Source organism: Streptosporangium sp. G11, from assembly GCF_051192615.1.
Classification (GTDB): domain Bacteria; phylum Actinomycetota; class Actinomycetes; order Streptosporangiales; family Streptosporangiaceae; genus Streptosporangium.
The window spans coordinates 85,257-107,605 of the sequence record NZ_JBPJUQ010000010.1 but is presented as its reverse complement, the minus strand read 5'-3'; the positions used below and the strand labels follow the sequence as shown (position 1 = coordinate 107,605).

General features: G+C 69.3%; 23 protein-coding genes. 18 read left to right on the top strand and 5 right to left on the bottom strand.

Annotated elements, in window-relative coordinates; genetic code table 11:
• Nucleotides 1-45: 45 nt before the first annotated feature.
• Nucleotides 46-1,278: a kynureninase gene (kynU, locus tag ACSDR0_RS13230; protein ID WP_435289066.1), complete on the top strand. Its 1,233-nt coding sequence runs from the start codon at nt 46-48 to the stop codon at nt 1,276-1,278.
• Between the two features lie 24 nt (nt 1,279-1,302).
• Here the strand turns inward: kynU and ACSDR0_RS13225 are convergent, their stop codons facing one another.
• Complete coding sequence (locus tag ACSDR0_RS13225) at nt 1,303-1,566, bottom strand: hypothetical protein (protein ID WP_435289065.1); 264 nt, start codon at nt 1,564-1,566, stop codon at nt 1,303-1,305.
• Between the two features lie 91 nt (nt 1,567-1,657).
• Here ACSDR0_RS13225 and ACSDR0_RS13220 point away from each other — a divergent pair, with 91 nt between their 5' ends.
• A complete protein-coding gene (locus ACSDR0_RS13220) occupies nt 1,658-2,134 on the top strand; it encodes a hypothetical protein (protein WP_435289064.1) in 477 nt (158 codons plus the stop codon).
• A gap of 203 nt (nt 2,135-2,337) precedes the next feature.
• Here the strand turns inward: ACSDR0_RS13220 and ACSDR0_RS13215 are convergent, their stop codons facing one another.
• The 3 genes from ACSDR0_RS13215 to ACSDR0_RS13205 form a co-directional block, all read right to left on the bottom strand.
• Entirely contained in the window at nt 2,338-2,751 is a 414-nt protein-coding gene (locus tag ACSDR0_RS13215) for an MmcQ/YjbR family DNA-binding protein (protein ID WP_435289063.1), read from the bottom strand.
• Between the two features lie 101 nt (nt 2,752-2,852).
• A complete protein-coding gene (locus tag ACSDR0_RS13210) occupies nt 2,853-4,586 on the bottom strand; it encodes a pyruvate dehydrogenase (RefSeq protein WP_435289062.1) in 1,734 nt (577 codons plus the stop codon).
• A gap of 82 nt (nt 4,587-4,668) precedes the next feature.
• A complete protein-coding gene (locus tag ACSDR0_RS13205; RefSeq protein WP_435289061.1) occupies nt 4,669-5,514 on the bottom strand; it encodes an alpha/beta fold hydrolase in 846 nt (281 codons plus the stop codon).
• A 155-nt stretch (nt 5,515-5,669) separates the two neighbouring features.
• Here ACSDR0_RS13205 and ACSDR0_RS13200 point away from each other — a divergent pair, with 155 nt between their 5' ends.
• The 7 genes from ACSDR0_RS13200 to ACSDR0_RS13170 all read left to right on the top strand — a co-directional run bounded on the left by ACSDR0_RS13200 (nt 5,670) and on the right by ACSDR0_RS13170 (nt 13,560).
• Nucleotides 5,670-6,482, top strand: coding sequence for a class I SAM-dependent methyltransferase (locus ACSDR0_RS13200; RefSeq protein ID WP_435289060.1), 813 nt, complete (start codon nt 5,670-5,672; stop codon nt 6,480-6,482).
• Between the two features lie 242 nt (nt 6,483-6,724).
• Entirely contained in the window at nt 6,725-7,960 is a 1,236-nt protein-coding gene (locus ACSDR0_RS13195) for a YhjD/YihY/BrkB family envelope integrity protein (protein ID WP_435289059.1), read from the top strand.
• 135 nt (nt 7,961-8,095) lie between these two features.
• A complete protein-coding gene (locus ACSDR0_RS13190; protein ID WP_435289058.1) occupies nt 8,096-9,505 on the top strand; it encodes an MFS transporter in 1,410 nt (469 codons plus the stop codon).
• A 361-nt stretch (nt 9,506-9,866) separates the two neighbouring features.
• Nucleotides 9,867-12,218 (top strand): sensor histidine kinase, encoded by a 2,352-nt coding sequence (locus tag ACSDR0_RS13185; protein WP_435289057.1) that lies wholly within the window; start codon nt 9,867-9,869, stop codon nt 12,216-12,218.
• Entirely contained in the window at nt 12,199-12,624 is a 426-nt protein-coding gene (locus tag ACSDR0_RS13180; protein WP_435289056.1) for a roadblock/LC7 domain-containing protein, read from the top strand. Before ACSDR0_RS13185 ends, ACSDR0_RS13180 begins: the two co-directional genes overlap by 20 nt.
• The gene (locus ACSDR0_RS13175; RefSeq protein WP_435289055.1) at nt 12,621-12,971 is read left to right on the top strand and encodes a DUF742 domain-containing protein; all 351 of its coding nucleotides are present in this window, start codon (nt 12,621-12,623) and stop codon (nt 12,969-12,971) included. The genes ACSDR0_RS13180 and ACSDR0_RS13175 overlap by 4 nt, the downstream gene beginning before the upstream one ends.
• Nucleotides 12,952-13,560, top strand: coding sequence for a GTP-binding protein (locus tag ACSDR0_RS13170; RefSeq protein WP_435289054.1), 609 nt, complete (start codon nt 12,952-12,954; stop codon nt 13,558-13,560). Before ACSDR0_RS13175 ends, ACSDR0_RS13170 begins: the two co-directional genes overlap by 20 nt.
• Here the strand turns inward: ACSDR0_RS13170 and ACSDR0_RS13165 are convergent.
• The gene (locus tag ACSDR0_RS13165) at nt 13,545-14,312 is read right to left on the bottom strand and encodes a TetR/AcrR family transcriptional regulator (RefSeq protein ID WP_435289053.1); all 768 of its coding nucleotides are present in this window, start codon (nt 14,310-14,312) and stop codon (nt 13,545-13,547) included. The genes ACSDR0_RS13170 and ACSDR0_RS13165 overlap by 16 nt on opposite strands.
• A gap of 152 nt (nt 14,313-14,464) precedes the next feature.
• Here ACSDR0_RS13165 and ACSDR0_RS13160 point away from each other — a divergent pair, with 152 nt between their 5' ends.
• The 9 genes from ACSDR0_RS13160 to ACSDR0_RS13120 all read left to right on the top strand — a co-directional run bounded on the left by ACSDR0_RS13160 (nt 14,465) and on the right by ACSDR0_RS13120 (nt 22,193).
• Entirely contained in the window at nt 14,465-15,700 is a 1,236-nt protein-coding gene (locus ACSDR0_RS13160; protein ID WP_435289052.1) for an acyl-CoA dehydrogenase family protein, read from the top strand.
• Complete coding sequence (locus tag ACSDR0_RS13155; protein ID WP_435289051.1) at nt 15,697-16,554, top strand: SDR family oxidoreductase; 858 nt, start codon at nt 15,697-15,699, stop codon at nt 16,552-16,554. The genes ACSDR0_RS13160 and ACSDR0_RS13155 overlap by 4 nt, the downstream gene beginning before the upstream one ends.
• A 163-nt stretch (nt 16,555-16,717) precedes the next feature.
• Nucleotides 16,718-17,602 (top strand): ABC transporter ATP-binding protein, encoded by an 885-nt coding sequence (locus tag ACSDR0_RS13150; RefSeq protein WP_435289050.1) that lies wholly within the window; start codon nt 16,718-16,720, stop codon nt 17,600-17,602.
• A gap of 64 nt (nt 17,603-17,666) precedes the next feature.
• Complete coding sequence (locus ACSDR0_RS13145) at nt 17,667-18,386, top strand: ABC transporter permease (RefSeq protein ID WP_435289049.1); 720 nt, start codon at nt 17,667-17,669, stop codon at nt 18,384-18,386.
• 130 nt (nt 18,387-18,516) lie between these two features.
• The gene (locus ACSDR0_RS13140) at nt 18,517-19,653 is read left to right on the top strand and encodes a sensor histidine kinase (protein ID WP_435289048.1); all 1,137 of its coding nucleotides are present in this window, start codon (nt 18,517-18,519) and stop codon (nt 19,651-19,653) included.
• Between the two features lie 20 nt (nt 19,654-19,673).
• Nucleotides 19,674-20,276, top strand: coding sequence for a response regulator transcription factor (locus ACSDR0_RS13135; protein ID WP_435289047.1), 603 nt, complete (start codon nt 19,674-19,676; stop codon nt 20,274-20,276).
• Nucleotides 20,277-20,395: 119 nt separating this feature from the next.
• Nucleotides 20,396-21,004 (top strand): flavin reductase family protein, encoded by a 609-nt coding sequence (locus tag ACSDR0_RS13130; protein WP_435289046.1) that lies wholly within the window; start codon nt 20,396-20,398, stop codon nt 21,002-21,004.
• A gap of 485 nt (nt 21,005-21,489) precedes the next feature.
• The gene (locus ACSDR0_RS13125; RefSeq protein WP_435289045.1) at nt 21,490-21,801 is read left to right on the top strand and encodes a hypothetical protein; all 312 of its coding nucleotides are present in this window, start codon (nt 21,490-21,492) and stop codon (nt 21,799-21,801) included.
• 62 nt (nt 21,802-21,863) lie between these two features.
• Nucleotides 21,864-22,193 (top strand): PIN domain-containing protein, encoded by a 330-nt coding sequence (locus ACSDR0_RS13120; protein ID WP_435289044.1) that lies wholly within the window; start codon nt 21,864-21,866, stop codon nt 22,191-22,193.
• Nucleotides 22,194-22,349: the final 156 nt, after the last annotated feature.

The following is a 22,349-nucleotide window of genomic DNA, read 5'->3' as shown; positions in this document are numbered from 1 at the left end:
CATTATGGGAGGGTTGTTGCCAGTCACCTAACCGGGAGACGACTCTTGGCCATCAGCCGTGCGGAGTGTGTCGCGCTCGACGCCGCCGACCCCCTCAAGCAGATCAGGGACGAGTTCGTCCTGCCCGACGGGACGATCTACCTGGTCGGCAACTCCCTCGGTGCCCCGCCGAAGGCCGCGGCGGCCGCGGTGACGCGGACCGTGGAACAGGAGTGGGGAGGCCGTCTGGTCGGCGCCTGGAACGTCTCCGGCTGGTTCGACCTGCCGCTGACCACGGGCGACAGGATCGCCCCGCTGATCGGCGCGGGCCCCGGCCAGGTGGCGGTGGGCGACAGCACCTCGATCGCCATCGTCAAGGCCGTGTCCGCCGCCCTGGGCCTGCGTCCCGGGCGCCGGGTCGTCGTCTCGGACCTGGCCAACTTCCCCACCGACCGTTACGTGGTCGAAGGGCTGGTCGAGGCGCTGGACGGTTACGAGATCCGCGACGTCACCGGCGTCGAGAACCTCGCCGACGTCCTCTCCGACGATGTCGCGTGCGTGCTGCTGTCGGAGGTGGACTACCGGACGGGGGCCCGCCACGACACGGCGCGGGTCACCGCGTCGGTCCAGGCGGCGGGCGCGCTGATGATCTGGGATCTGTGCCACAGCGCCGGTGCCTACCAGGTGGATGTCTCGGCGGCCGACTTCGCGGTCGGCTGCACCTACAAGTATCTGAACGGCGGTCCGGGCTCCCCGGCCTTCGTCTACGTCCACCCGCGCCACCAGGCCGAGGCGCGGCCCATGCTGACCGGCTGGCACGGCCACGCGGCGCCGTTCGCGTTCGAGCCCGGCTTCCGCCCCGCCGACGGCATCCGGCGCTTCACCGTGAGCACCCCGCACGTGATGTCCTTCGCCCCGCTCAACGCCTCGCTCGACATCTGGGAGCGCGTCGACCTGGCCGCCGTACGGGCCAAGAGCGTGGCGCTGACCTCGATCTTCATCGAGCTCGCCGAGGAGCTCTGCGCGCCGTACGGGCTGAAGCTGGTCTCGCCCCGCGATCCGGAACGCCGGGGCAGCCAGGTCAGCTTCGGCCATCCCGACGGCTACCCGGTCATGCGCGCCCTGATCGACCGGGGCGTCCACGGCGACTTCCGCGCCCCCGACGTCCTCAGGTTCGGCTTCGTGCCGCTCTACATCCGCTTCGCGGACGCCTACGACGCGGCGGTGATCCTGGCCGAGGTGCTGGAGAAGGAGCACTGGCGCGACGACCGCTACAACCACCGCCTCACCGTCACCTGAGAGGGCCCGCCGCCCGGCGGGGCCTCAGCGCCTGCTCAGCCGACGTCCCTTGTACATCGGGTGGTCGGTCTCCCAGTATCTCCAGCCCTCCACCCGCGCGGGGATGCTGGCCACCCCTGCGGCGATCTTGTGCACCCGGCAGCTGTAGACCTCGCGCCACGCGGAGAAGCCCACCCGGTAGCCGAAAACGCGGTACCACATGTTTCCGTACTTGCCGTCGGTGATCTCCTGCACGTATTCGTGGCCGGTCTCGACGATGTATTCCTCGGCGAGAAGCGGGTTGACCATGTTTCGCAACTGGCGGAGTAATTCGTTCCGGTCTATCTCGCCGATTCTTTCCCTTTCTATTTCCATCTCGGCGTACACGCGGTGCTGCCGGGTGACCGAAACCGTCATCGTGCCGCCGGGGCCGTCGATGAAGCGCGTACGGGGAACGAAGAAATTCCTCGGCTTGAAGGAGTGGAATCTGAAGAAGGACCTCGGCTTGCATTTCTTGCGCGCCTGCTCCAGAAGCGTGTGGCGGGGGCCGTCACCGTCCTCGTCATCGCCGCCGTCGTCGGTGTCATTGGTGGAGGTGCTGGTCGACGTGACGGACGAGTCCGAATCGCCGTCATCGTCGGTGTCGCCGTCGGTGTCGGTGTCGGTGTCATCGGGCGAGGTGGTGCTGGTGGAGGTGCTGATCGACGTGACGGACGAGTCCGAGTCGGGGGGCGGATCGTCGAGCGCGGACGCGGCGGGCGAGGACACGGCGACGACAAGGGCCACGGAGAGGGATCCGGTCAGGGCGGACATCGCCGATCCTTTCCTCGGCCGACGCCTCTTCTGCCGTTTACGCATGATCGCGTCACTTGTTTGAGGGTTGGGAGTGAGCATGGAGAGAGCATTCCCTTCGATGCGTGGTCCGTGGCCGCGACCAATCCGCTGACCGGAATACGGCTTTTGCCGGTGCGGTGAGCGACTCGGTGTGACAGTGTTGATGCTTACAGTCACGATTGATGGCCATGTGATGACACGCCGAGACCAGGTCCACTGAACAGGGAAAGGGGCGGTGAAAAGGGGCTAGAGCGATTGCCCGCCGACGTGTGCCGGCCCGTCGCCGTCCTGTGGGGGCGCGTCGAGCCTGGCGACGAGCCTCTTGGGGGCGACGGCGCGATAGCTCTCCTCGACCCAGTCGAGGAGCGCCTCGGTCTCCGGGAGCGCGCCCATCAGGGGGATCGACACCCACCCCGCCTTGCCCAGCCCGTAGCCGGACGGTTTGACGCCCTCGACCGCCAGCGCGTGACCGTTCGACTCCGGCAGCTTCACCCCGACGCTCGGGCTCCATCTCTCGGTCGGCTCTTCGACGCCGAGGAAGAGGAAGATCTTCTTGTTGACCTTGACGACCGTGTCGCCCCAGGGGTGGTCCTCGTAGGCCTCCGGCAGGCGCAGCGCGAACTCGCGCAGCGTCTCGCGGATCTCACGCCAGTTGTCCATGGCGCCCATTGTGAACCTCGGCACCGACGATTCCGACCGACGCTGACCGGCGCCGGCCGGTGCCGGCCGGTGCCGGGCCGAATCCCCCGGGGCCGCCCGGTTCAGGGGCGCGGGATGCTCCGCAGGTTCGCCTTCGCCATGTCGATCATGCGCCCGACCCCGCCGTTGAGCACGATCTTGCTCGCGGCCAGGGCGAACCCCTTCACCTGTGCCCGGCTGATGTTCGGCGGCATGGCCAGCACGTCCGGGTCGGTGACCACGTCCAGGAGGTAGGGGCCGGGGGTCGCGAAGGCCTCGGCCAGGGCCTCCCCTACGTCCGAGGGGTGCTCCACCCGCGACGCCCCGATCCCGGCCGCGGCGGCGATCGCCGCGTAGTCGACGGGAACGTAGTCGGTGCCGAAGTCGGGTAACCCGTCCACCATCATCTCCAGCTTCACCATGCCGAGCGAGGAGTTGTTGAACACCACCGTCTTCACCGGCAGGTCGTGCAGCCGGACGGTGAGAAGCTCCCCGAGGAGCATGCCGAGCCCGCCGTCCCCGGAGAGCGAGACGACCTGCCGGCGCCGGTCCGTGAACTGGGCGCCGATGGCGTGCGGGAGCGCGTTGGCCATGCTCCCGTGCACGAACGAGCCGATCACGCGGCGGCGCCCGTTGGGGCTGACGTAGCGGGCGGCCCAGACGCTGCACATCCCGGTGTCGACGGTGAACACCGCGTCGTCGGAGGCCAGCTCGTCGATCAGGCTCGCGACGTACTCGGGGTGGATCGGGAGGTGGTGCTCGATGTCGTGGGTGTACGCCTCCACGACGTTCTCCAGCGCCTTCAGGTGTTTGTTCAGCATCCTGTCGAGATGGCGGCGGTCCGTCTTCCTGGCGACATGGGGCAGCACCGCGCGGATCGTCGCGCCGACGTCGCCGTGCACGGCCAGCTCCAGCGGGGTTCTGCGGCCCAGCCGTGCCGCGTCGTGGTCGATCTGGACCGTACGCGAGCCCGGCAGGAAGTCGTCGTAGGGGAAGTCGGTCCCGGCCAGCACCACCAGGTCGGCCTCGTGCATCGCCTCGTAGCAGGCGCCGTACCCGAGCAGCCCGCTCATCCCCACGTCGTACGGGTTGTCGTACTGGATCCACTCCTTGCCGCGCAGCGCGTGCCCGACCGGTGCCAGGACGCGCCCGGCCAGCGCCAGGACCTCGTCGCGGGCGTGGCGCGTCCCGGCGCCGCAGAACAGCATCACCTTCTCGGCGCGGTTCAGCGCCGCCGCCAGCTCGGCCACCTGGTCGGGGTGGGGTACGACCGTGCCGGTCCTGGTCAGGAAGTCGTGCTCGCCGGTGGGGCGGGCGGCGGGCAGGTGCGCCACGTCGCCGGGAAGCACCACGACCGAGACGCCGCCGAGGCCGATCGCCTGCTGGACGGCGATACGGAGCACCCGGGGCATCTGCTCGGGCGTGCCGATCACGTCGCAGAAGTGGCTGCACTCCACGAACAGGCGTTCTGGGTGGGTCTCCTGGAAGAAGCCCGTGCCGATCTGCGAGGAGGGGATGTGCGAGGCCAGCGCGAGCACCGGGGCACCGCTGCGGTGGGCGTCATAGAGCCCCTGGACCAGGTGGGTGTTGCCGGGCCCGCAACTGCCCGCGCAGACCGCCAGGCGCCCGGTGACCTGCGCCTCGGCCGCGGCGGCGAACGCCCCGGCCTCCTCGTTGCGCACGGGGATCCACTCGATGTCGCCGGCCTTCCTGACGGCGTCGACCACCGGGTTCAGGCTGTCGCCCACCACCCCGTAGATCCGTTCCACCCCGGCCTGTCGGAGAACCTCGATGAACTGCTCGGCGACGGTCGCCATGGTGCCCCCTCGTGTCTGGCGTCACCGGGGTACCTCACCGTATTTCGCCGAATCACTCCGGGTCGCACGTAGTGACCCAGCGTCACCTTGAGAGGAAGTGCTCGACCAGGTGCCCGGAGACCGCCTCCGGTCGCTCGACGTTCGCCAGATGGGCCGCTCCCGGCAGGACGACCAGCCGGGAGCCGGGGATCCCCTCGGCGATCCGCTCCGCGTGCTCGGGCGGCGTGGCGGGGTCGTCGGCCCCGGCGAGCACGAGCGTGGGCGCCGAGATCAGGGGCAGGTCGGGACGGAGGTCCATGGCTCCAACGGCCTCGCAGCAGGTGACGTACCCCTCGGCGGAGATACCGCCGAGCATCGTCACGTACGGTTCCCGCCCGGAATAGCCGGGGGTGAACCACCGGGCCGTGACCATCCCGGCGATCGACGCGGTGCCCGCCTCGCGAACCATGTTCGCTCGCTCTGTCCAGGAGGCTGGCGTGCCCAGCCTCGCCGACGTGCACAGCAGCGCGAGCCGGTCGATCCGCTCGGGCGCGTGCGCGGCCAGCCACATGCCGACCATGCCGCCGAGCGAGAGTCCCGCGAAGGAGACCCTCGGCAGTTCCAGCAGGTCGAGGAGGTCCAGCACGTCACCGGCCAGGTCGGCGATCGAGGAACTCCCGGTCTCCGGGGGTAGCTCCCGGTTCGCCGGGGGGTGCCCATGGGTCGCCGTGGATCGCTCGTGAGCCGTCGGGAACCGCTCGCGCCCCGCCGCGGACGGTCCGTGGGTCACCGGGGACCCTCCGTGGCCTCGGTGGTCGAAGCGGACGACCCTGAAATGGCCGGTCAGCGCCTCCATCTGCGGGTTCCACATCTCCAGCGTGGTGCCCAGCGAGCCGGCCAGCACGACCGGCGGGGCATCGGCGGGGCCCTCGATCTCGTGATACAGCATTGTTCACCTATCGAACAGAAGTTCTTTATCCGGACACACTGTAGCCCCAGGGATACGTTCTCCAGGGAAGCTGTCCAGGTCCGGCCGGGGGTCTGTCACTTCGCGTGGGCCCTACCTACCATGCGGGCGAGGTAACCGCTCTCGGAAGGGACCAGATGACCGGGCAGAACTCAGCGGCCGCGTCCGACTACGTGTTCGACAACGACGGGGACCACTCGTCCGACCAGCACCGCTACCTCGCTCGGCTTCTCGATCCGCTGACCTTCGAGCGTCTCGCCCTGACCGGTGTCGGCGCCGGCTGGAACTGCCTGGAGGTCGGGGCCGGCGGGGGCAGCGTGGCCCTCTGGCTGGCCGAGCGGGTGGCGCCGGGCGGGCGCGTGCTGGCGACCGACATCAAACCCGGACTGATCCCGTCCAGGCCGGGGCTGACCGTGGCCCGGCACGACATCGTCACCGACCCGCTGCCGGAGGGCGCGTTCGACCTGATCCACGCCCGGCTCGTGCTCAGCCACCTGCCGCGGCGCGGTGAGGTCCTGCGACGCCTGCGCGACGCGCTGCGGCCAGGTGGCTGGCTGCAGCTCGACGAGATCGACATCACCCGCTGGGTGGCGCCGCCCACCCCCGGCGGGCGCGCGGGAGAGGTGTACGGGGCCTATGTCACGGCCATGGCCCGGGTTCTGAGCGCGGCGGGCAGCGATCCGACCTGGGGTGGCTCCGCCGCGCGGGACATGGCGGAGGCGGGCCTGGTCGACGTCGACCAGGTGCGCTGGACCGAGGTGTGGGAGCGAGGTTCCGCCGGGCTCGGCCTCCTGATCAGCAACAGCCACCATCTGCAGGACCGCCTGGTGGAGGCGGGGATGACCTCCGGGCAGCTCCGGGAGGTCCGGGAGGTCATGTCGGCCCCGGGCTTCAGCGCCCCCTCCTTCGAGATCCACTCGATCCTCGCCCGCAGGGCCCGCGACGCCTGAGCGTTCCGCGGAGCCCGTGACGGCGGGCGCTTCGTGAGGTGTGTGACACCTGATCGTTCCGTGGGTCCTGTGACGGCTGACCGTTTCGTGGGCCCTGTGACGGCGGGACTTGTGGCGGCCGAGTGTTCCGCAGGCTTTGTGACAGTTGGGCGTCCTGTGCGGCTTGTGGCATCGAAGGCAGGGTTTACGGATGAGATGTCCAGGTGGTGCTAAGCGGGCGGGCTGAGGGTAGAAGCCGTGGCATGACGATCACGGGTCTCACCGCGCGGATCTCCAGGGCGTGGGCACGTGCTCGTCATCGCCACGGCTGGCTGGACCACCTGGTGCGCGCCGTGGTGCGCTACGACGAGGTGGACGCCGGGCGGCTCTCGGCGGCGCTCACCTACTACTCGTTCTTCGCCGTGTTCGCGCTGGGACTGCTCGGCTTCGCCATCATCGGGCAGGTCCTCGACGACCCGAAGGTGCTGCACACCGTTCAGGACTACCTCTCGGACAACTTCCCCCGCCTGGACGTAGAGGCGCTGCAGAGCGCCAGGGCCACGGCCGGGGTGATCGCCTTCGTCGGCCTGCCCCTCACCGGCCTGTTCTGGATGGACGCCCTGCGCTCGGCGATCAGGGCCATCTGGCGGATCGAGGAGTATCCGGGCCGCTTCATGATGCGCCAGGTCATCGACCTGGCGGTGATGGCGGGCCTGGGACTGCTGCTGTCGGCCTCGCTCGCGGTGGCCTTCGTCGCGGAGACGGTGCTGAACTGGTTGTTCATGCACACGGTGGGTGTCGACGACACGCTGTCGCGATGGCTGCTGTCGGCCGCCGCGTTCGTGATCGGGCTGGCCGTCAACACCCTGCTGGCGATCGCCCTGCTCTGCGCCCCGCCGCGCCTGCGGCTGTCGTTCCGGCGGGTCATCTGGCCCGCTCTGGTCATCACCGCCGGCCTGGAGATCCTCAAGTCCCTGGGCCAGGTCTATCTGGAGATGACCGTGGGCAACCCCGCCTACCATGTCGTCGCCGGTGCCGTCGGGATGCTCGTCTTCCTCAAGATCTTCAACCAGCTGGTCCTCTTCGCGGCGGCCCTCACCGCCACCGGCAACGGCACCATGATCGACCTGGCCGCCCGTCGCGACCGCTCCGACGCCAGGCGCGAGGGCTCCCGGGCCGCGAAGAAGGGTTCCCCGACGACGGGCGACGGCTCCCGGCCCGCCGATGACGGCTCCCGGCTCACCGGCGACGGCTCCTGGCCCGCCGATGACGGCCTTCACTCCACCGGTGATGGCCTTCAGCCCGCCGGTGACGATTCCCGGCCCGCTCGTGACGGTTCCCGGCCCGCCGACGATGGCTCCCGGTCCGCTCGTGACGGTTCCCGGTCCGCCGGAGAGGGTGCCCGCGGGGTGCGTGAGGGCTCCTCTCCGGACGGCTCCCGGGGGCCGGTGGGCGATCCTCCGGCGCCCTCCCTCGCCGTCCCTCACGACCGCCCGTAAGGATCGCCGGACGCCTCGACACGCCGGAGCCGGCGTCTCGTATTTCGGCCATTTACGGACGCTGTGATCTGTGCCACCCTCCATAACAAAGCTCTAGAAGCGGATTCTAGATTTTGGCTACAGGAAGGCCGGCGCATGGTCGACACGCCCACCACCCCACGCCTGAAACTCGGAGCGCCTCGTGGCGGAGAGGTCAACGCCGGGTCCCGCGCCCCTTACGGCTGGGCTCCCCTGGCCGTGCTCTTCGTCGTCGGGCTGGTCGACCGCATCGAGTTCAACCTGCTGTCCGGCGTGCTGCCGGCCATCCAGGCCGAGTGGGGCTTCAGCGACACCGCCGCCGGTTCCATACCGACCGCCTCCGCCCTGGCGGCCGCGCTCGTCGCGCTCCCCGCCGGGTACTTCGCCGACCGCCACAGCCGCACCCGGATCATCGCCGTCGTCGTCTTCTGCTGGGCCCTGGCCACGCTCGGCTCGGGGCTGGCCGCCGGATTCGCGATGTTCTACGCGATGCGCGTCTTCCTCGCCGCGGCCGAGAGCATCGACAATCCGTCGGCCGGCAGCCTTCTGGCCGACTACTACCCCCCGGCCACCCGCGCCCAGGCCTACGGCTGGACCCGCGTGACCGCCTACCTGGGGGGCGTCGGCACCCTGCTCGGCGGCGTGCTCGCGGAGGCGTTCGGCTGGCGCAGCGCTTTTCTGATCATGGTCGTGCCGGGCGTGCTCACCGCACTCCTCGTGTGGCGGCTCCACGAGCCCGTCAGGGGACACCTCGACCGGGTGGTCGCCAACGCGGCTCCCGCCGATCCCGCCGATCCCGGCGTCGGCACCGGTCCCGTTCTCGGCGCCGATTCCGGCCTCGCCACGGCTGAGGCCCCCGCTTCCGGGGCTTCCGCTCCCAAGCCGCCGTTCGCCCGCCAGCTCCGCGAGGTCCTGGCCATCCGCACCCTGCTGGCGGTCTCCATCGGCCTGATGCTGCTCAGCCTGGGCCTGGCCGGGGTCTTCTACTGGCTGCCCTCGCTGCTGGTACGCAACTTCGGCGTCGGCCCCGCCGCGGCGGGTTCGCTGAGCGGCATCATGACCATCGTCGGTGTGGTCTCGGGAACCCTGATCGGCTCGTGGCTCGGCCGGCGCTGGCACGGCACCCGCAAGGGCGGCAGGCTCCTGGCGGGCGGCGGGGGCATCACGGCGGGGTCGGTCGTCCTGGCCGCCGGGCTCACGATGGATTCCCTGGCCACCTTCTGCCTGGTGGTCACGGCCTCCAGCGTGCTGACGTCGATGGCCATCCCCAACATGACCGCCTCGCTCGCCGACGTGATCGGCGCGGCCTCCCGCGGCCTCGGCTTCGCCGTTCTCCAGGTGCTCATCACCGCCGGTGCGGCGTTCGGCCCGCTGATCGTCGGCATCGCCTCCGACAGCAGCGGATCGCTCATCTCCGCCATGTACGTCCTCATCGTGCCCATGGTGGTCGGCGGCCTGCTCACCCTGTCCGCGCGCGGCTTCTTCGAGAGCGACGCGCGGCGGGTCCTGGAGGCCGCCCGCGGGTGACCCCGGCCCGTGGCCGACCCGGCCGCCCGTCACCGGGCGGCCGGGTCGGCCGGGCGCCGATCGGCGGCGGATGGTGACGGAATAATTTCAGTCCGTGGTGACGGCGAGGGGACGCCGGCTCGCTGACGGCACCCGGTGTGAGCTGCGCGATCGCCCGAAACTCCGGTTTTCACGGGGAAGAAGTCGCCCGGTCCACCACGAACATTGATACTCAATCTTCGCTCTGGTGGCTTGAAGCTCGATATGTCCCATGGGCATAGTGTGTCGAATCACACACGCACCAGTCGCGGCGTGCGACCGCGGGGGCCGCTCTCCCCGCGGCTGCCGGCCACGCGCAGGAACCGCGGATTGGACAAGTCGAATGAGTTCCCCCCCTCCGATCCGCTCGAAGATCCTCCGGATCCTCCTCCTTCCCGTGCTCTCACTGATCGTCCTTTGGGCGTTCATCGCCTACTCGACCATCGCGCAGGTCGCCGGCATCGCCCAGACGCAGAACCGCTGGCAGGTGATCGGGGCGCCGATCAGGCAGCTGATCGTCGAGGTCCAGCGGGAGCGCCAGTTCTCCGCCGAGGCGGCCGGCGCCACCGCCCAGAACAGGATGCTCTCCGAGCAGCGGCGGGTCACGAACAGCAAGCTGGACCTGGTACGCCAGGCGATCGCGTCCGCCGAGGCCTACGAGCCCGACAACGCCCCGACGGACGTGCGGGCGCTGCTGGCGGCCATGGACGGGCTCATCCAGGTGCGCACCTTCGCCGACAGCGATGCGATAACCCCCATCCAGGTGACCGACGGCTACAACGAGTTCATCAGCGCCGCCAACCGGCAGTTCGGTGACTCCACCGCGATCGCCGACCTGTCGTCCTTCCGCAACGTCCGCGGCATGGGCGCCTACAGCACCACCAACGAGTTCGCGGGCAGGGAACACGCCGTGCTCACCGCCGCGATGAGGCGTGGCGAGATGACGCCCGCCGAGCACGCCGCCTTCGTCTCGGCGATGACCAGCCGGAGGAACTACCTGGTCTACGCGGAGCGGGACATGAGTCCCGACCTGCGGGCAGAGCACGACACGCTCCTGCAGAGCCCCGCCTACCTGCGGTTCAAGGCCGGCGAGGACAGGATCTTCTCGTGGAACCTCATCGGCAAACCCCCGCTGGACGCCGGCGAGTGGAAGCGTGACGCCGAGGCCGTTCTCGGCGCCGTCAACAAGCAGAGCGCGCAGGAGCTGGCCCGCTCCACGGCCAGGGGCGACACGCTCAAGAACGGCGCCTACCTGCGGGTCGGGCTGATTCTGGGGCTGGGCCTGCTCGCGATCATCCTCTCGATCCTGGCGTCCTACCGGTTCGGCCGCTCCCTGATCGCCGAGCTGAAGCGGCTCCAGGCGTCGGCCGTGGAACTGGCCGAGGAGCGGTTGCCCCGGCTGGTCGAGCGGCTGCGCAGGGGCGACGACGTGGACCCGGCGACCGAGGCTCCCGAGCTGGCCCCGGCGGACACCGCCGAGGTCGACCGGGTCGTGAACGCCTTCTCCGCCGTGCGGCGTACCGCCGTGGAGGCCGCGGTCGGCCAGGCGACGCTCCGCAAGGGCGTCGGCATGGTCTTCCTGAACCTCGCCTGGCGCAACCAGGCGCTGCTCCACCGCCAGCTCACGCTCCTCGACGTGATGGAGCGCCGCGTCGAGGAGCCGGAGATCCTGGAGGATCTCTTCAAGCTCGACCACCTGACCACCCGCATGCGGCGGCACGCGGAGAACCTGATCATCCTGTCCGACGCGGCCCCGGCCCGCAGGTGGCGCGACCCGGTGCCGATCTTCGACGTGGTGCGCAGCGCCGTGCTGGAGGTCGAGGACTACACCCGCGTCACCGTGCTTCCCATGCCGCAGGCGCCGCTGCTGGTCGGCGCCGCCGTCACCGACGTGATCCACCTGATCGCCGAGCTGGTGGAGAACGCCACCATCTTCTCGCCGCCGAACACCATGGTCCACGTACGGAGCATGGTCGCGGCCAACGGCTTCGCGCTGGAGGTCGAGGACCGGGGCCTGGGACTGAGCCAGGCCAGCCTCGACGAGCTCAACGCCAAGCTCGCCGATCCGCCGGAGTTCGACCTGGCCGACAGCGACCGGCTCGGCCTGTTCGTCGTGGCCAGGCTCGCCGCCCGGCACGGGATCAAGGTCGTGCTGCGCCCCTCGCCGTACGACGGCACCACCGCGATCGTGTTGCTGCCGCAGAACCTGCTCGCCCCCTGCGCGTCGCTGGCCGCCGAGACCACGCCGCAGCGGGCGCGCCAGGGAGGCGCGCACGCGGGCGGGCCCGTACGGGCGCTGAGCGCGGCACCGGAGGACTGGCCCAAGGTCCTTTCCGGTACGCAGGAGCCCGAGGTGACCCGCGTTCCCGAGACCACGTCGAGCTGGTTCCCCTCCCAGCAACGGCGCGAGGCTCCCGCGTCCCCGACGCCCGTGCGACGGGCCGTGTCCGTACCGGACACGGACGACGATCTGGACGGGCTGCCGATGCGGGTGCGGCAGGCTAATCTGGCCCCCCAGCTCCGCCAGGTACGTTCCCCCGAGCAGCGCGACACCACCGCGCGCACTCCCGAGGAGCTCTCAAACCTCATGTCCTCCATGCAGCGAGGCTGGCAGCAAGGTCGCAGCCAGGCCGAGCAGGAAATGGACGTGTGGAAGCGAAAGGATGGCCACTCCGATGCCCGACCCCAGATCTGAACTGAGCTGGTTGCTCGACGACCTGACCCAGCGGGTCACCGGTATCCGGCACGCCATCGTGCTGTCCGCCGACGGCCTGGCGATGGGCGGCTCCCGGGAACTGACCCGGGAGGACGCCGAGCACCTGTCCGCCATCTCGGCGGGAAGCCACAGCCTCGCACTGGGCGCGGGGCGGCACTTCGGCCTCGGCGGCGTGCGGCAGACCATCATCGAGATGGAGGGGGGCTTCCTGTTCGTCACCGCGGCGGGGCAGGGAGCCAGACTGGCCGTACTGGCCGCGGGCGACGCCGAACTGGGCATGGTGACCTACGAGATGGCGCTGCTGGTCAAGCGTGTCGGCGAGCACCTGTCCGCGCAGCCGAGGGGAGCTGCCCCAGCGCCCGTCTGGAACGGTGTGAGGACGTGACGGGTGAGGATCCCGGGCCCCTGGTCAGGCTCTTCGGGGTGACCGGCGGCCGGGCGCGCCCGGTCGGGGAGAGCTTTGACCTGGTGGCCATCGTCACGACCGTCGAGATGCCCTTCGAGCCGGTCGGGCTGGTGCCCGAGCATCTCGACGTGCTGTCCGCGTGCCGCCGGCCCACCCCCGTGGCGGACGTCGCCGCACACCTCAAACTGCCGCTCAACATCACCCGCGTACTCCTCAGCGAGCTGCGACGCGAGGGCCTGATCACCATCGACAGGCCCCGCCCGATGGGGAAGACGATCGACGAACGCATCTACAGGGAAGTGCTGCATGGAATACGCGGCCTCTGAGCCGGGAATGACCCCGGTCGACAGCCCGGCCATGGCCATCAAGATCCTTGTCGCCGGTGGTTTCGGGGTCGGCAAGACGACCATGGTCGGCACGATCAGCGAGATCAGGCCCCTGCATACCGAGGAGCTGCTGAGCGAGCGCGGCCTCTACGTGGACGACACCGCGGGCGTGGAGTCCAAGATCACCACAACCGTCGCGCTGGACTTCGGCCGGATCACCATCCGCGACGGGCTCTGGCTCTACCTGTTCGGCACCCCGGGCCAGGACCGGTTCTGGTTCATGTGGGACGAGCTGTCGGTCGGCGCCCTCGGCGCGGTCGTGCTCGCCGACACCCGCCGCCTGCAGGACTGCTTTCCCGCCGTGGACTACTTCGAGCAGCGAGGGCTCCCGTTCGTCGTGGCGGTCAACTGCTTCGACGGCGCGCGGCGGCACGACCCGATCAAGGTACGGCGGGCGCTGGGCCTGGACGGCGTGGCCCCGATCATCCTCTGCGACGTGCGCAAGCGCGATTCGGTCAAGGAAGTGCTGACCACGCTGGTCACCTACTCGGCGGGAGGTGCCTTCCAGGCGGCTCACGCGGGCGCCTGACGCCCGCGTCTCCCGCCTTCTTCGCCTTCCGCGCCTTCTTCGCCGAGCCCGCCGGTGCCGCGGGCCGGGTTTTCCGGGACTCCTTCGCTCCCCGCGTCGCGTCTCCTGTCGCGCTCTCCCAGAAGCCGCGCGGTCTCCTCGGAGACCTCGGTGGCCAGTACGGCCGACACGACGTCGATCAGGTGGCTGGTGAAGAGCCGGTCGTCCTTGCCCTCGGGTCCGGCGGCGCGGCGGGCCAGCTCCACGTACGTCACCCGGATCGCCATGAAGCGCTGGTGCAGCCGGCGCAGGGCGACCTCGGAGAGCAGCGGGGCCACGAGCTCGCGCCACCGGTTGATGCTCTGCCCCGGATCCGTGCTCCGCAGGGCGGGAAGGCTCGCACGGTGGACGAGCTGCTCCATGATCCGCAGGTAGTACCGGCCGCCGTCGGGGTCGGCCAGCTTGGCGGCCATCGGCCGTACCAGCGCGGCGGCGAGTGCGCGGCGGGCCTCGGCCTCCGGCAGGTCGCCCCGGGACTCGTACTCGTCGAGCAGCTGGTGGCGGCGCGCCTCGATCTCGGGATGGTGCTTGGCGAGCACCGCGCCCAGCAGGCCCGCGCGGTCCCCGAAGTGGTACTGCAGCGCCGTCGAGTTGCGCTGCCCGGCGGCGGTGTTGATCTCGCGGAGCGACACGCCGTCGATCCCGCGCTCGGCGAACAGCCGTTCGGCCGTCGCGACCAGGCGTCTGCCGGTCGCTTCCGGGTTAGGGGGCATGCGTGCTCCTGTCTTGCCGGTGGATGTGCTCTAGGGTATTAATGCATGTGTATCAAATCATGAAGCAGTCGCATCAAAGGTCGCGGCACACGGCGAGGAGTCCCCGCCCGGCGGCCCTTCGGACCTGTCAGAGCCGCTAAGGGGAGGACCCCATGGCCATCGACTTCACCCTCGCCCCCGAGCACGAGGAGATCCGCCGCCGCGTGCGGGCCTTCGTCCAGGAGACCATCGTCCCGGCCGTCAGCGGCTTCGACGACGAGGAGAAGGTGACCACGCGCGACGAGTACATCCGCGTCATCTTCGAGCTGCGCGAGAAGGCACGGGCCGAGGGGCTGTGGCTGCCGCACATGCCCAAGGAGTGGGGCGGCATGGGCCTCGGCCACGTCGAGCTGGCCATGGTGCAGTCCGAGGCGGCCAAGACCCGGCTCGGGCCGTGGGTCCTCAACTGCTCGGCGCCCGACGAGGGCAACATGCACACGCTGCTGCACTGGGGGACCGACGAGCAGAAGGAGAGGTATCTCAAACCACTGCTCAAGGGCCACAAGATGTCGTGCTTCGCGATGACCGAGCCGGAGGTGGCCGGTTCCGATCCCACGCTCATCCGCACCCACGCCGTCAAGGACGGCGAGGAGTGGGTCGTCAACGGCCACAAGTGGTTCATCTCCAACGCCCGCCGTTCGAGCTTCGCCATCCTCATCGCCAAGACCGAGCTCGACGTGCCCGAGGGCTCGCGCGGCGGCAACACGGCCTTCCTCGTCGACCTCCCGCAGGAGGGGTGGAACGACGTCCGCGAGGTCGAGACGATGCACGGCTCCACCGGCCACAGCGAGATCGTCATCACCGACCTGCGCCTGCACGACAGCCAGATCCTCGGCGGGCGCGGCAACGGCCACCGGCTCGGCCAGTATCGCCTGGGCCCGGCGCGGCTGGCGCACTGCATGCGCTGGATCTCCCAGGCCGAGACGGCGCTCGACATGATGGTCGATCGCGCGCTCAACCGCTACAGCCACGGATCGCTGCTGGCGGAGAAGCAGGGCATCCAGTGGCTGATCGCCGACTCGGCCATGGAGCTGTACCAGTGCAAGCTGATGGTCCTGCACGCCGCCTCGAAGATCGACAAGGGCGAGGACTTCCGGACCGAGGTCTCGATGGCGAAGCACTTCGTGGCCAACAGCCTCAACCGGATCGTCGACCGGGCGATCCAGGTGCACGGCGCGCTCGGCTACTCGACCGACACCCCGCTGGCCAAGATGCTCCAGCACGCCCGCTGGGCCCGCTTCGCGGACGGGGCCGACGAGATTCACCAGATGCGCATCGCCGAGCGTACGATCGCGGCGTACCGGAGTACGGGCTCGACCAACGCCGCCACCGGAGGGCTGCCGCTGTGAGTACGGATAAAACGGGCGGGTTCACCGGAGAGAGCGGCGGCGGGCTGCTCAGCGGCCTGGGGATCCAGGGGAGCCGGGAGAGCGTGGCCGAGACGTTCAACGTGGTCCGCGCCGACGAGCTGGAAGGCAGGGTCGCCCTCGTCACCGGCGGCGGCAACGGCATCGGCGCGGGTGTGGCCCGGCGCCTGGCGGAGGGCGGGGCCCGTCTCGTCCTCGCCGACATCGACGACGTCGCGGGCGGGAAGCTCGCCGACGAGCTGGGCGCGACGTACGTCCACTGCGACGTGTCACGGCTGGAGGACAACGAGGCGGCGGTGGCGACCGCGGTCGAACGGTACGGCAGGCTCGACCTCGCCTTCCTCAACGCGGGCATCGCCTCGGGTTTCGGGCTGGGCGAGGACTTCGACGTCCGGCGCTACCGCCTGGCGATGGGCGTCAACCTCGACGGCGTCGTCTTCGGGATGCACGCCGCGATCCCGGCCCTGCGGGCCGCGGGGGGCGGCACGATCGTGGCGACCGCGAGCATGGCGGGCATCGTCGGCATCCCGTCCGACCCCGTCTACGCCGCCAACAAGCACGCCGTCGTCGGCCTCGTCCGCTCGCTCGGCGAGGACCTCCGGCCGCACGGCATCAAGGTGCAGGGTCTCTGCCCGTCGTTCGCCGACACCGCGATCCTCGGCGAGGGCAGGGCGGTGCTGGAGGAGTTCGGCTTCCCGATCCTGGACGTCTCGTCCGTCGTCGACACCTTCGTCCGGCTGCTCGACAGCGACGGCACCGGCGAGTGCTGGTTCGTCATCCCGGGCCGCGAGAGCGAGCCCTTCGCCTTCCGCCGCGCCCCGGGCCCGCGAGCCTGATCGTCATCGTGGCTTCGAGGAAGCCGCTGTAGCCGCATTATTCGTCCGGGCCGCGCGGTGGCACCAGTGACACCGTGTCATACGTTCACCCAAGAAATGTCATGGCCAGGTCATGACGTGGTCGCACTGCCCGGTGAGCGCGGTGGCTGCTGAGATCGATGGCATGCCCTCGACACCCGTCATCGACGTTGAACGTCTGAATCTCACCTACGGCGACTTCCACGCCGTGAAGGACCTGTCCTTCCAGGTACGGCCCGGAGAGCTCTACGCGCTGCTCGGCACGAACGGGGCGGGGAAGACCTCGACCCTGGAGATCGTCGAAGGCCACCGCAGGGCCACCTCGGGCACCGTGCGGGTCTTCGGGCAGAGCCCACACGACCGGCACGCCGTACGGCCCAGGATGGGCATCATGCTGCAGGACAGCGGGTTCTCCCCGGACCTGACGGTAAAGGAGTCGGTCCGGCTGATCGGAGGACTCACCCGGCGCACGGACACGGTCGAACGCGTGCTCGGCGTCGTGAATCTCACCCGCAAGGCCGGCACCAAGGTGGCCCAGCTCTCCGGCGGCGAGAAACGACGGCTGGACTTCGCCACCGCCGTGTACGGAACGCCTGAGCTGATCTTCCTGGACGAGCCCACCACCGGCCTGGACATCCAGTCCCGAGACGATCTGTGGAACACCGTGGAGAGACTGCGCGAAGACGGCTCCACCATCGTTCTCACCACGCACTACCTGGAAGAGGCGCAGCAGCACGCCGACCGCATCGGCCTCATGCACAAAGGCGCCCTCCACCGGGAGGGGACCGTCTCCGAACTGACGCGGACCCTGCCCTCCACCATCCGCTTCTCCCTGCCGGCCCCCGCCCCCGCCCTGCCGCTGGCGGCCACGCGCGACGGCGACGGAACGTTCCTCGTCGAGACCTTCGGCCTGCAGAAGGACCTGTACACCCTGCTCGGCTGGGCGCAGGAGCACTCGGTGGAGCTTCGGGAACTCCAGGCCGGACCGACCCGGCTCGACGACGTCTTCCGCGCCATCGGCAGCGACTAGCCCCCCGGAGCCTTCCCAAGTCCTCCCGAGCCTTCCCGAGCCTTCCAAGAAAGGGGCCTTCGCCATGCTCTCGATCGCTCTCAGCGAGCTGATCCAGATCTTCCGGAACCGGCTGGTCCTGGTCACCAGCATCGTCATGCCCGCGGTGGTCAGCGCGTTCTTCATCTACCGGCACGAGGTCTTCGCGGCCCTGGGCAGCCTCGGGTACATCGCGGCGATAACGATGTTCACCGTGGGGGCGTTCGGGCTCTACACCACCGCGGTGACCACCCTGGCCGCACGCCGGCAGAACCTCTTCCTCAAGCGGCTGCGCTCCACCGCGGCGGGCGACACCGGCATCCTCTCCGGGCTGCTCCTCCCGATCACCGTCATCTCGCTGGTCCAGGTGGTCGTGATCATGACCGTACTGGCCATGGTCACGAGCGAGCCGGACAACGTCCCCCTCCTGGTGGCGGCCGTCCTCTCGATGATCATCATGATGCTCGGCCTGGGACTGGCCACGGCGGGACTGACGAACTCCCCCGAACACGCCCAGGTGACCACGCTGCCCGTCAGTCTCGGCACCATCGCCGTGGCCAGCTGGGTGGGAATCACCGGCACCGAGGAACTCACCCTGCTCAAACGGCTGCTTCCCGGCGGCTCGGCCACCGAACTGGCCGTCAACGCCTGGAACGGCGGCGTTCCCGTCACCGACTCCCTGATCCTCCTGGCGCCGACGCTGAGCTGGGTCGTCGTCGCCGTCGCGCTGGCCTCCCGGATCTTCCGCTGGGAACCGCGCCGATGACGACTTTCGGCGTCGTTGATCCCGGCGGGAGAGAGCCACCCATGCGAGACCACTGCGCGACACCGCCTACCGTGGAAATGGCCGATGTGCACAGCCGCGGTCCGACCGCCCGGTGACCAGGTGAGGACCGATGAGCCCGACAGACGCGGTGTCCCAGGGCACCGAGCCCGCGCGGGGACGGTTACGCAGGCTCAACCTCACCCTGTTCCTCCCGCTGCTCGTCACCGTCGGGGTGCTGCTGGTGGTGCAGGACGCCCGGTCCTGGTGGGAAGCCCTCGTCATGGGCGCGGGCGTGGTGGCGGCCCTGGTGGCCTTCGTGCGGTGGGCGGCGGGCGACATCCTGCGCGTCGCGCTTCCCTGCCTGATCGTCACCGCGGCCGTGTGGCCCTTCTCCGTACTGGCGGCCGACGGCAACATGGCGTTCTACGGCCTCTCGATCGTGGGCTCCCACGTCATCCCCCAGCTGCCGCGCCACCGGGTCGCGGCAGCCCTTGGGCTGGTCGCCTACATCGCCGCGGTGGGTGCGGCGAGGCTGCTGATCACCCAGGGAGACGTCTCCACTGTTCTGATCGAGTACGTCATCATTCCCGCGGGCTCCACCGCGGTACTGATCGGCTTCATGTTCCCCAACAAGCGGTTCTACGGCCTCATCGCGGAGCTGGAGGAGGCACGAGAGCGCGAAGCGGAACTGGCCGTCATCCGCGAACGCGTCCGGTTCGCCAGCGACCTGCACGACATCCAGGGCCACACCCTGCACGTGGTGAAGCTGAAGATCGCGCTGGCCCGGAAACTGGTGCGCAGCGACGCCGAACGGGCGGAGCAGGAACTCCGCGAGGTGCACGCCCTGGTCAGCGACACCATCAACCAGACCAAGGAACTCGCCTACGCCCAGCGGCGGCTCAACCTCTCGGCGGAGCTGGAGAACGCGAAGAACCTTTTCGAAGCCGCGGGCATCCACGTACGCGTCGATCGTGAGGCCGAGGTCGACGCCCGCACGGGCGAACTGCTCGGCCAGGTCCTGCGGGAGACGACGACCAACATCCTGCGGCACGCGCAGGCCGAGCAGGTGCGTGTCACCCTGTCGGAGTCGGGCATCGCCATCGTCAACGACGGCGTTCCGGACGCCCCGCTTCCCGCACTCCGGGGGCTCGCCACCCTCAGGGAACGAGTGGCGACCAACGGAGGCGAACTGACGGTGGAGCAGAAAGACGGACGTTTCCTGACGGCTGCGACATTCCCGAATGGCCGTTCGGACGCCGCTCTCTAAAGCGTGGAAGGACGACCGATATGACCACCGTGGTGCTCGCCGACGACGAGGCCCTCCTTCGCAAAGCGCTGGCGGCGTTGCTCCCCCTCGAAGGCGACATCACCGTACTCGCCGAAGCGGAAGAGGGCGAGGCGGCCGTCCAGGCCACACTGCGACACCGGCCCGACGTGCTCGTCATCGACCTGGAGATGCCCGGTGTGGACGGACTCGGCGCGGTCGCGGAGATCCGCCGTACGCGGCCGGACCAGGTGATCCTCATGCTGACCCGCCACGCCAGGCCCGGCGTGCTGCGCAGGGCGCTCAAGCTCGGCGTCCAGGGCTTCGTCAGCAAGTCCGCGGAACCGGCACACATCGTTTCCGTCATCAAAACCCTGCACGAGGGCAGGCGATGGATCGACCCGGACGTCTCCGCCCTCGCCGTCATCGACGACTGCCCGCTCACCGACCGCGAGATCGACGTGCTGCGAGCGACCGGCGAAGGTTACTCGGTCGCCGACATCGCCACCCGGCTCCACCTGGCAGAGGGCACGGTGCGCAACTACCTCTCGAACGCGATGCAGAAGACCCAGACCCGGACCCGGCACGAAGCGGCGCGGTACGCGCGTGAACACGACTGGCTGTGACCCCTCGCGGGGGTGATCTCGCGGGGGTGACGAGGACCTCACGGTAGAGGCCCAGGTGCCGCGTTCCTCCTCCGCGTGGCGGACATCACACAATGTGAGCATGATGAATACTGAACGTCATGCGTGTCGACTTCGACCCTGAGGCCATGGGCGGGGCGGCTTTCTTCCGGTTCATGACCTCGGTCGTCGTTCCGCGTCCGATCGCGTGGGTCTCCACTGTCACACCCGACGGAGCCGTGGAGAATCTCGCTCCGCACTCCTTTTTCAGCATCGCCAGTACCGATCCGCCGATCGTGCAGTTCACCTCGATCGGCCGCAAGGATTCCCTGCGAAATGTCGAGGACACCGGAGAGTTCGTCGTCAACCTCTCGTCCGAACCGCTGCTGCACCTGATCAACGCCACCGCCACCGATTTCCCTCGGACCGTCAGCGAATTCGACTTCGCGGGAATCGACCGCGAAGCCAGCCGTCATGTGCGGCCGCCCCGGGTGGCCGCCTCTCCCGTCGTCCTGGAGTGCCGTTCGCACACCACTCTGCGCATGGGCAACTCCACCCTGGTTTTCGGCAGGGTCTTCCTCGCGGCGGTGCACAAGGACTACATCGTCAACGGCCGGCCTGATGCCAGGCGACTGCGCCCGTTGACCAAGCTCGGCAGCGACGAGTGGGGAACGCTGGGCGAGATCCTGCACCTGAACCGCATTCCTTACGAGGAGCCGCAGGCCGAATGACTCGGTGGGCCCCGCTGTGCTGAACCGGCGCACACCGTCGACGAGGGAAGAGCGTCAGCTCGTCGATGTCCATGGGGTGAGGATGGTCGTCAACGGTTCACCGAGTGGCAGATTTGCCGAGGTGGGTGTGGCAGTTCCGCCGTAAGATCCGTGGCGGATCGGCCGTAAAGATCGTGGCGGATTCGCCGGACTTTCAGGGTCTGTCTGGCCAGGGGTGAGTTTGGACGCGGACGTCGAGGTTCGCCTGAAGCCACGGGCTCCCCTGCTTGAGTTGAAGCCCCAACGCCGACGGGAAACGCATCGTCATGTTGCAGTACCTCGTGGGTCACCGCAGCGTTGGTGGCGTCAGCGTCAAGCCAGGTGACCCGTTCGAGCGGGCTCCTGTCAGGCGGGTCTGATTCCCGCCCAGGAGTAGGGGCCGACCGCTCGGTCATCGATGGGTGAACTTCTCGGCCATTTGCTACTTCGAGTAGTAAACTAGCGGCATGAGTACGCCTGAGCGGGAGTTCGCCCCGGGGGATGGTCCGGCGGCCAAGGTCAGTGTCTCTCTGCGTGCGGGGAACATCCGGGCGGTCCGGGAACGCGTCGGAGCGCGCGGGTTCTCCGCCTATGTCGATGCCGCGGTCGAACGTCAGATCGAGCGGGATCTCCTGGAGGAGGCGCTTCAGGCGAACGAGGCCGCCTGCGGGCCGATTCCGCAGGGATTGCGCGATGAGGCGGCGGAGCTGTTTCGCAGCGTGAAGTCCGCACCCGAGCTCCAGGAAGAGGGCGGATGGCGCGCGCACGAAGCAAGTTGAGCGCGGGCACCGTGGTCCTCGACTGCGAAGGCCTGGTCAGGTGGTGCGAGGCCGATCAGAGGGTGACCGCGATCGTCCGTGGAGCTCAGGACAACGACTTCCGGGTCGTCGTCAGCGCGATGACGCCGATCGAGGCTCAGGACGTCCGGGTGAAAAGTGATCGTCTCAAACGGCATCTGTCCCGGCTGAAGGTCGAGCCGGTGACCGAGGACATCTGTGCGCGGGCGATCGAGCTTCTGCGTGATGCCCGGCTGCATGGCCACAAGTACGCCATTGATGCCGTGGTGGCTGCCACTGCCCTGCGCGCGGTCAGGCCGGTGATCGTCCTCACCTCCGACGAGGACGACATGGACAAGCTCTGTGGAAAAACCATCAAGGTCATCGGAGTCTGAGGCTCACCGGCCACTTGGCAGTGCCCCCAGCGCGGGGGAATCTGCGGTGAGGGAAGCAAGATCGCCGCCGCTTCATCGTGGATGGAAGCGCCCAGCCTGGATCATCCGCGGCAACGGAGACGGACGCTGCCTGCCTCACGCGCGATAGGAGCAGTT

What these genes read in the sequence shown, in the direction of transcription:
- ACSDR0_RS13225 (WP_435289065.1), bottom strand. Translation starts at nt 1,566, where the DNA reads ATGGTCAACCCGCTTCTCGCCGAGGAATACATCGTCGAGACCGGCCAC.
- ACSDR0_RS13215 (WP_435289063.1), bottom strand. Translation starts at nt 2,751, where the DNA reads ATGGACAACTGGCGTGAGATCCGCGAGACGCTGCGCGAGTTCGCGCTG.
- ACSDR0_RS13210 (WP_435289062.1), bottom strand. Translation starts at nt 4,586, where the DNA reads ATGGCGACCGTCGCCGAGCAGTTCATCGAGGTTCTCCGACAGGCCGGG.
- ACSDR0_RS13205 (WP_435289061.1), bottom strand. Translation starts at nt 5,514, where the DNA reads ATGCTGTATCACGAGATCGAGGGCCCCGCCGATGCCCCGCCGGTCGTG.
- ACSDR0_RS13200 (WP_435289060.1), top strand. Translation starts at nt 5,670, where the DNA reads ATGACCGGGCAGAACTCAGCGGCCGCGTCCGACTACGTGTTCGACAAC.
- ACSDR0_RS13195 (WP_435289059.1), top strand. Translation starts at nt 6,725, where the DNA reads ATGACGATCACGGGTCTCACCGCGCGGATCTCCAGGGCGTGGGCACGT.
- ACSDR0_RS13190 (WP_435289058.1), top strand. Translation starts at nt 8,096, where the DNA reads ATGGTCGACACGCCCACCACCCCACGCCTGAAACTCGGAGCGCCTCGT.
- ACSDR0_RS13185 (WP_435289057.1), top strand. Translation starts at nt 9,867, where the DNA reads ATGAGTTCCCCCCCTCCGATCCGCTCGAAGATCCTCCGGATCCTCCTC.
- ACSDR0_RS13180 (WP_435289056.1), top strand. Translation starts at nt 12,199, where the DNA reads ATGCCCGACCCCAGATCTGAACTGAGCTGGTTGCTCGACGACCTGACC.
- ACSDR0_RS13170 (WP_435289054.1), top strand. Translation starts at nt 12,952, where the DNA reads ATGGAATACGCGGCCTCTGAGCCGGGAATGACCCCGGTCGACAGCCCG.
- ACSDR0_RS13165 (WP_435289053.1), bottom strand. Translation starts at nt 14,312, where the DNA reads ATGCCCCCTAACCCGGAAGCGACCGGCAGACGCCTGGTCGCGACGGCC.
- ACSDR0_RS13160 (WP_435289052.1), top strand. Translation starts at nt 14,465, where the DNA reads ATGGCCATCGACTTCACCCTCGCCCCCGAGCACGAGGAGATCCGCCGC.
- ACSDR0_RS13150 (WP_435289050.1), top strand. Translation starts at nt 16,718, where the DNA reads ATGCCCTCGACACCCGTCATCGACGTTGAACGTCTGAATCTCACCTAC.
- ACSDR0_RS13145 (WP_435289049.1), top strand. Translation starts at nt 17,667, where the DNA reads ATGCTCTCGATCGCTCTCAGCGAGCTGATCCAGATCTTCCGGAACCGG.
- ACSDR0_RS13140 (WP_435289048.1), top strand. Translation starts at nt 18,517, where the DNA reads ATGAGCCCGACAGACGCGGTGTCCCAGGGCACCGAGCCCGCGCGGGGA.
- ACSDR0_RS13135 (WP_435289047.1), top strand. Translation starts at nt 19,674, where the DNA reads ATGACCACCGTGGTGCTCGCCGACGACGAGGCCCTCCTTCGCAAAGCG.
- ACSDR0_RS13130 (WP_435289046.1), top strand. Translation starts at nt 20,396, where the DNA reads ATGCGTGTCGACTTCGACCCTGAGGCCATGGGCGGGGCGGCTTTCTTC.
- ACSDR0_RS13125 (WP_435289045.1), top strand. Translation starts at nt 21,490, where the DNA reads ATGAGTACGCCTGAGCGGGAGTTCGCCCCGGGGGATGGTCCGGCGGCC.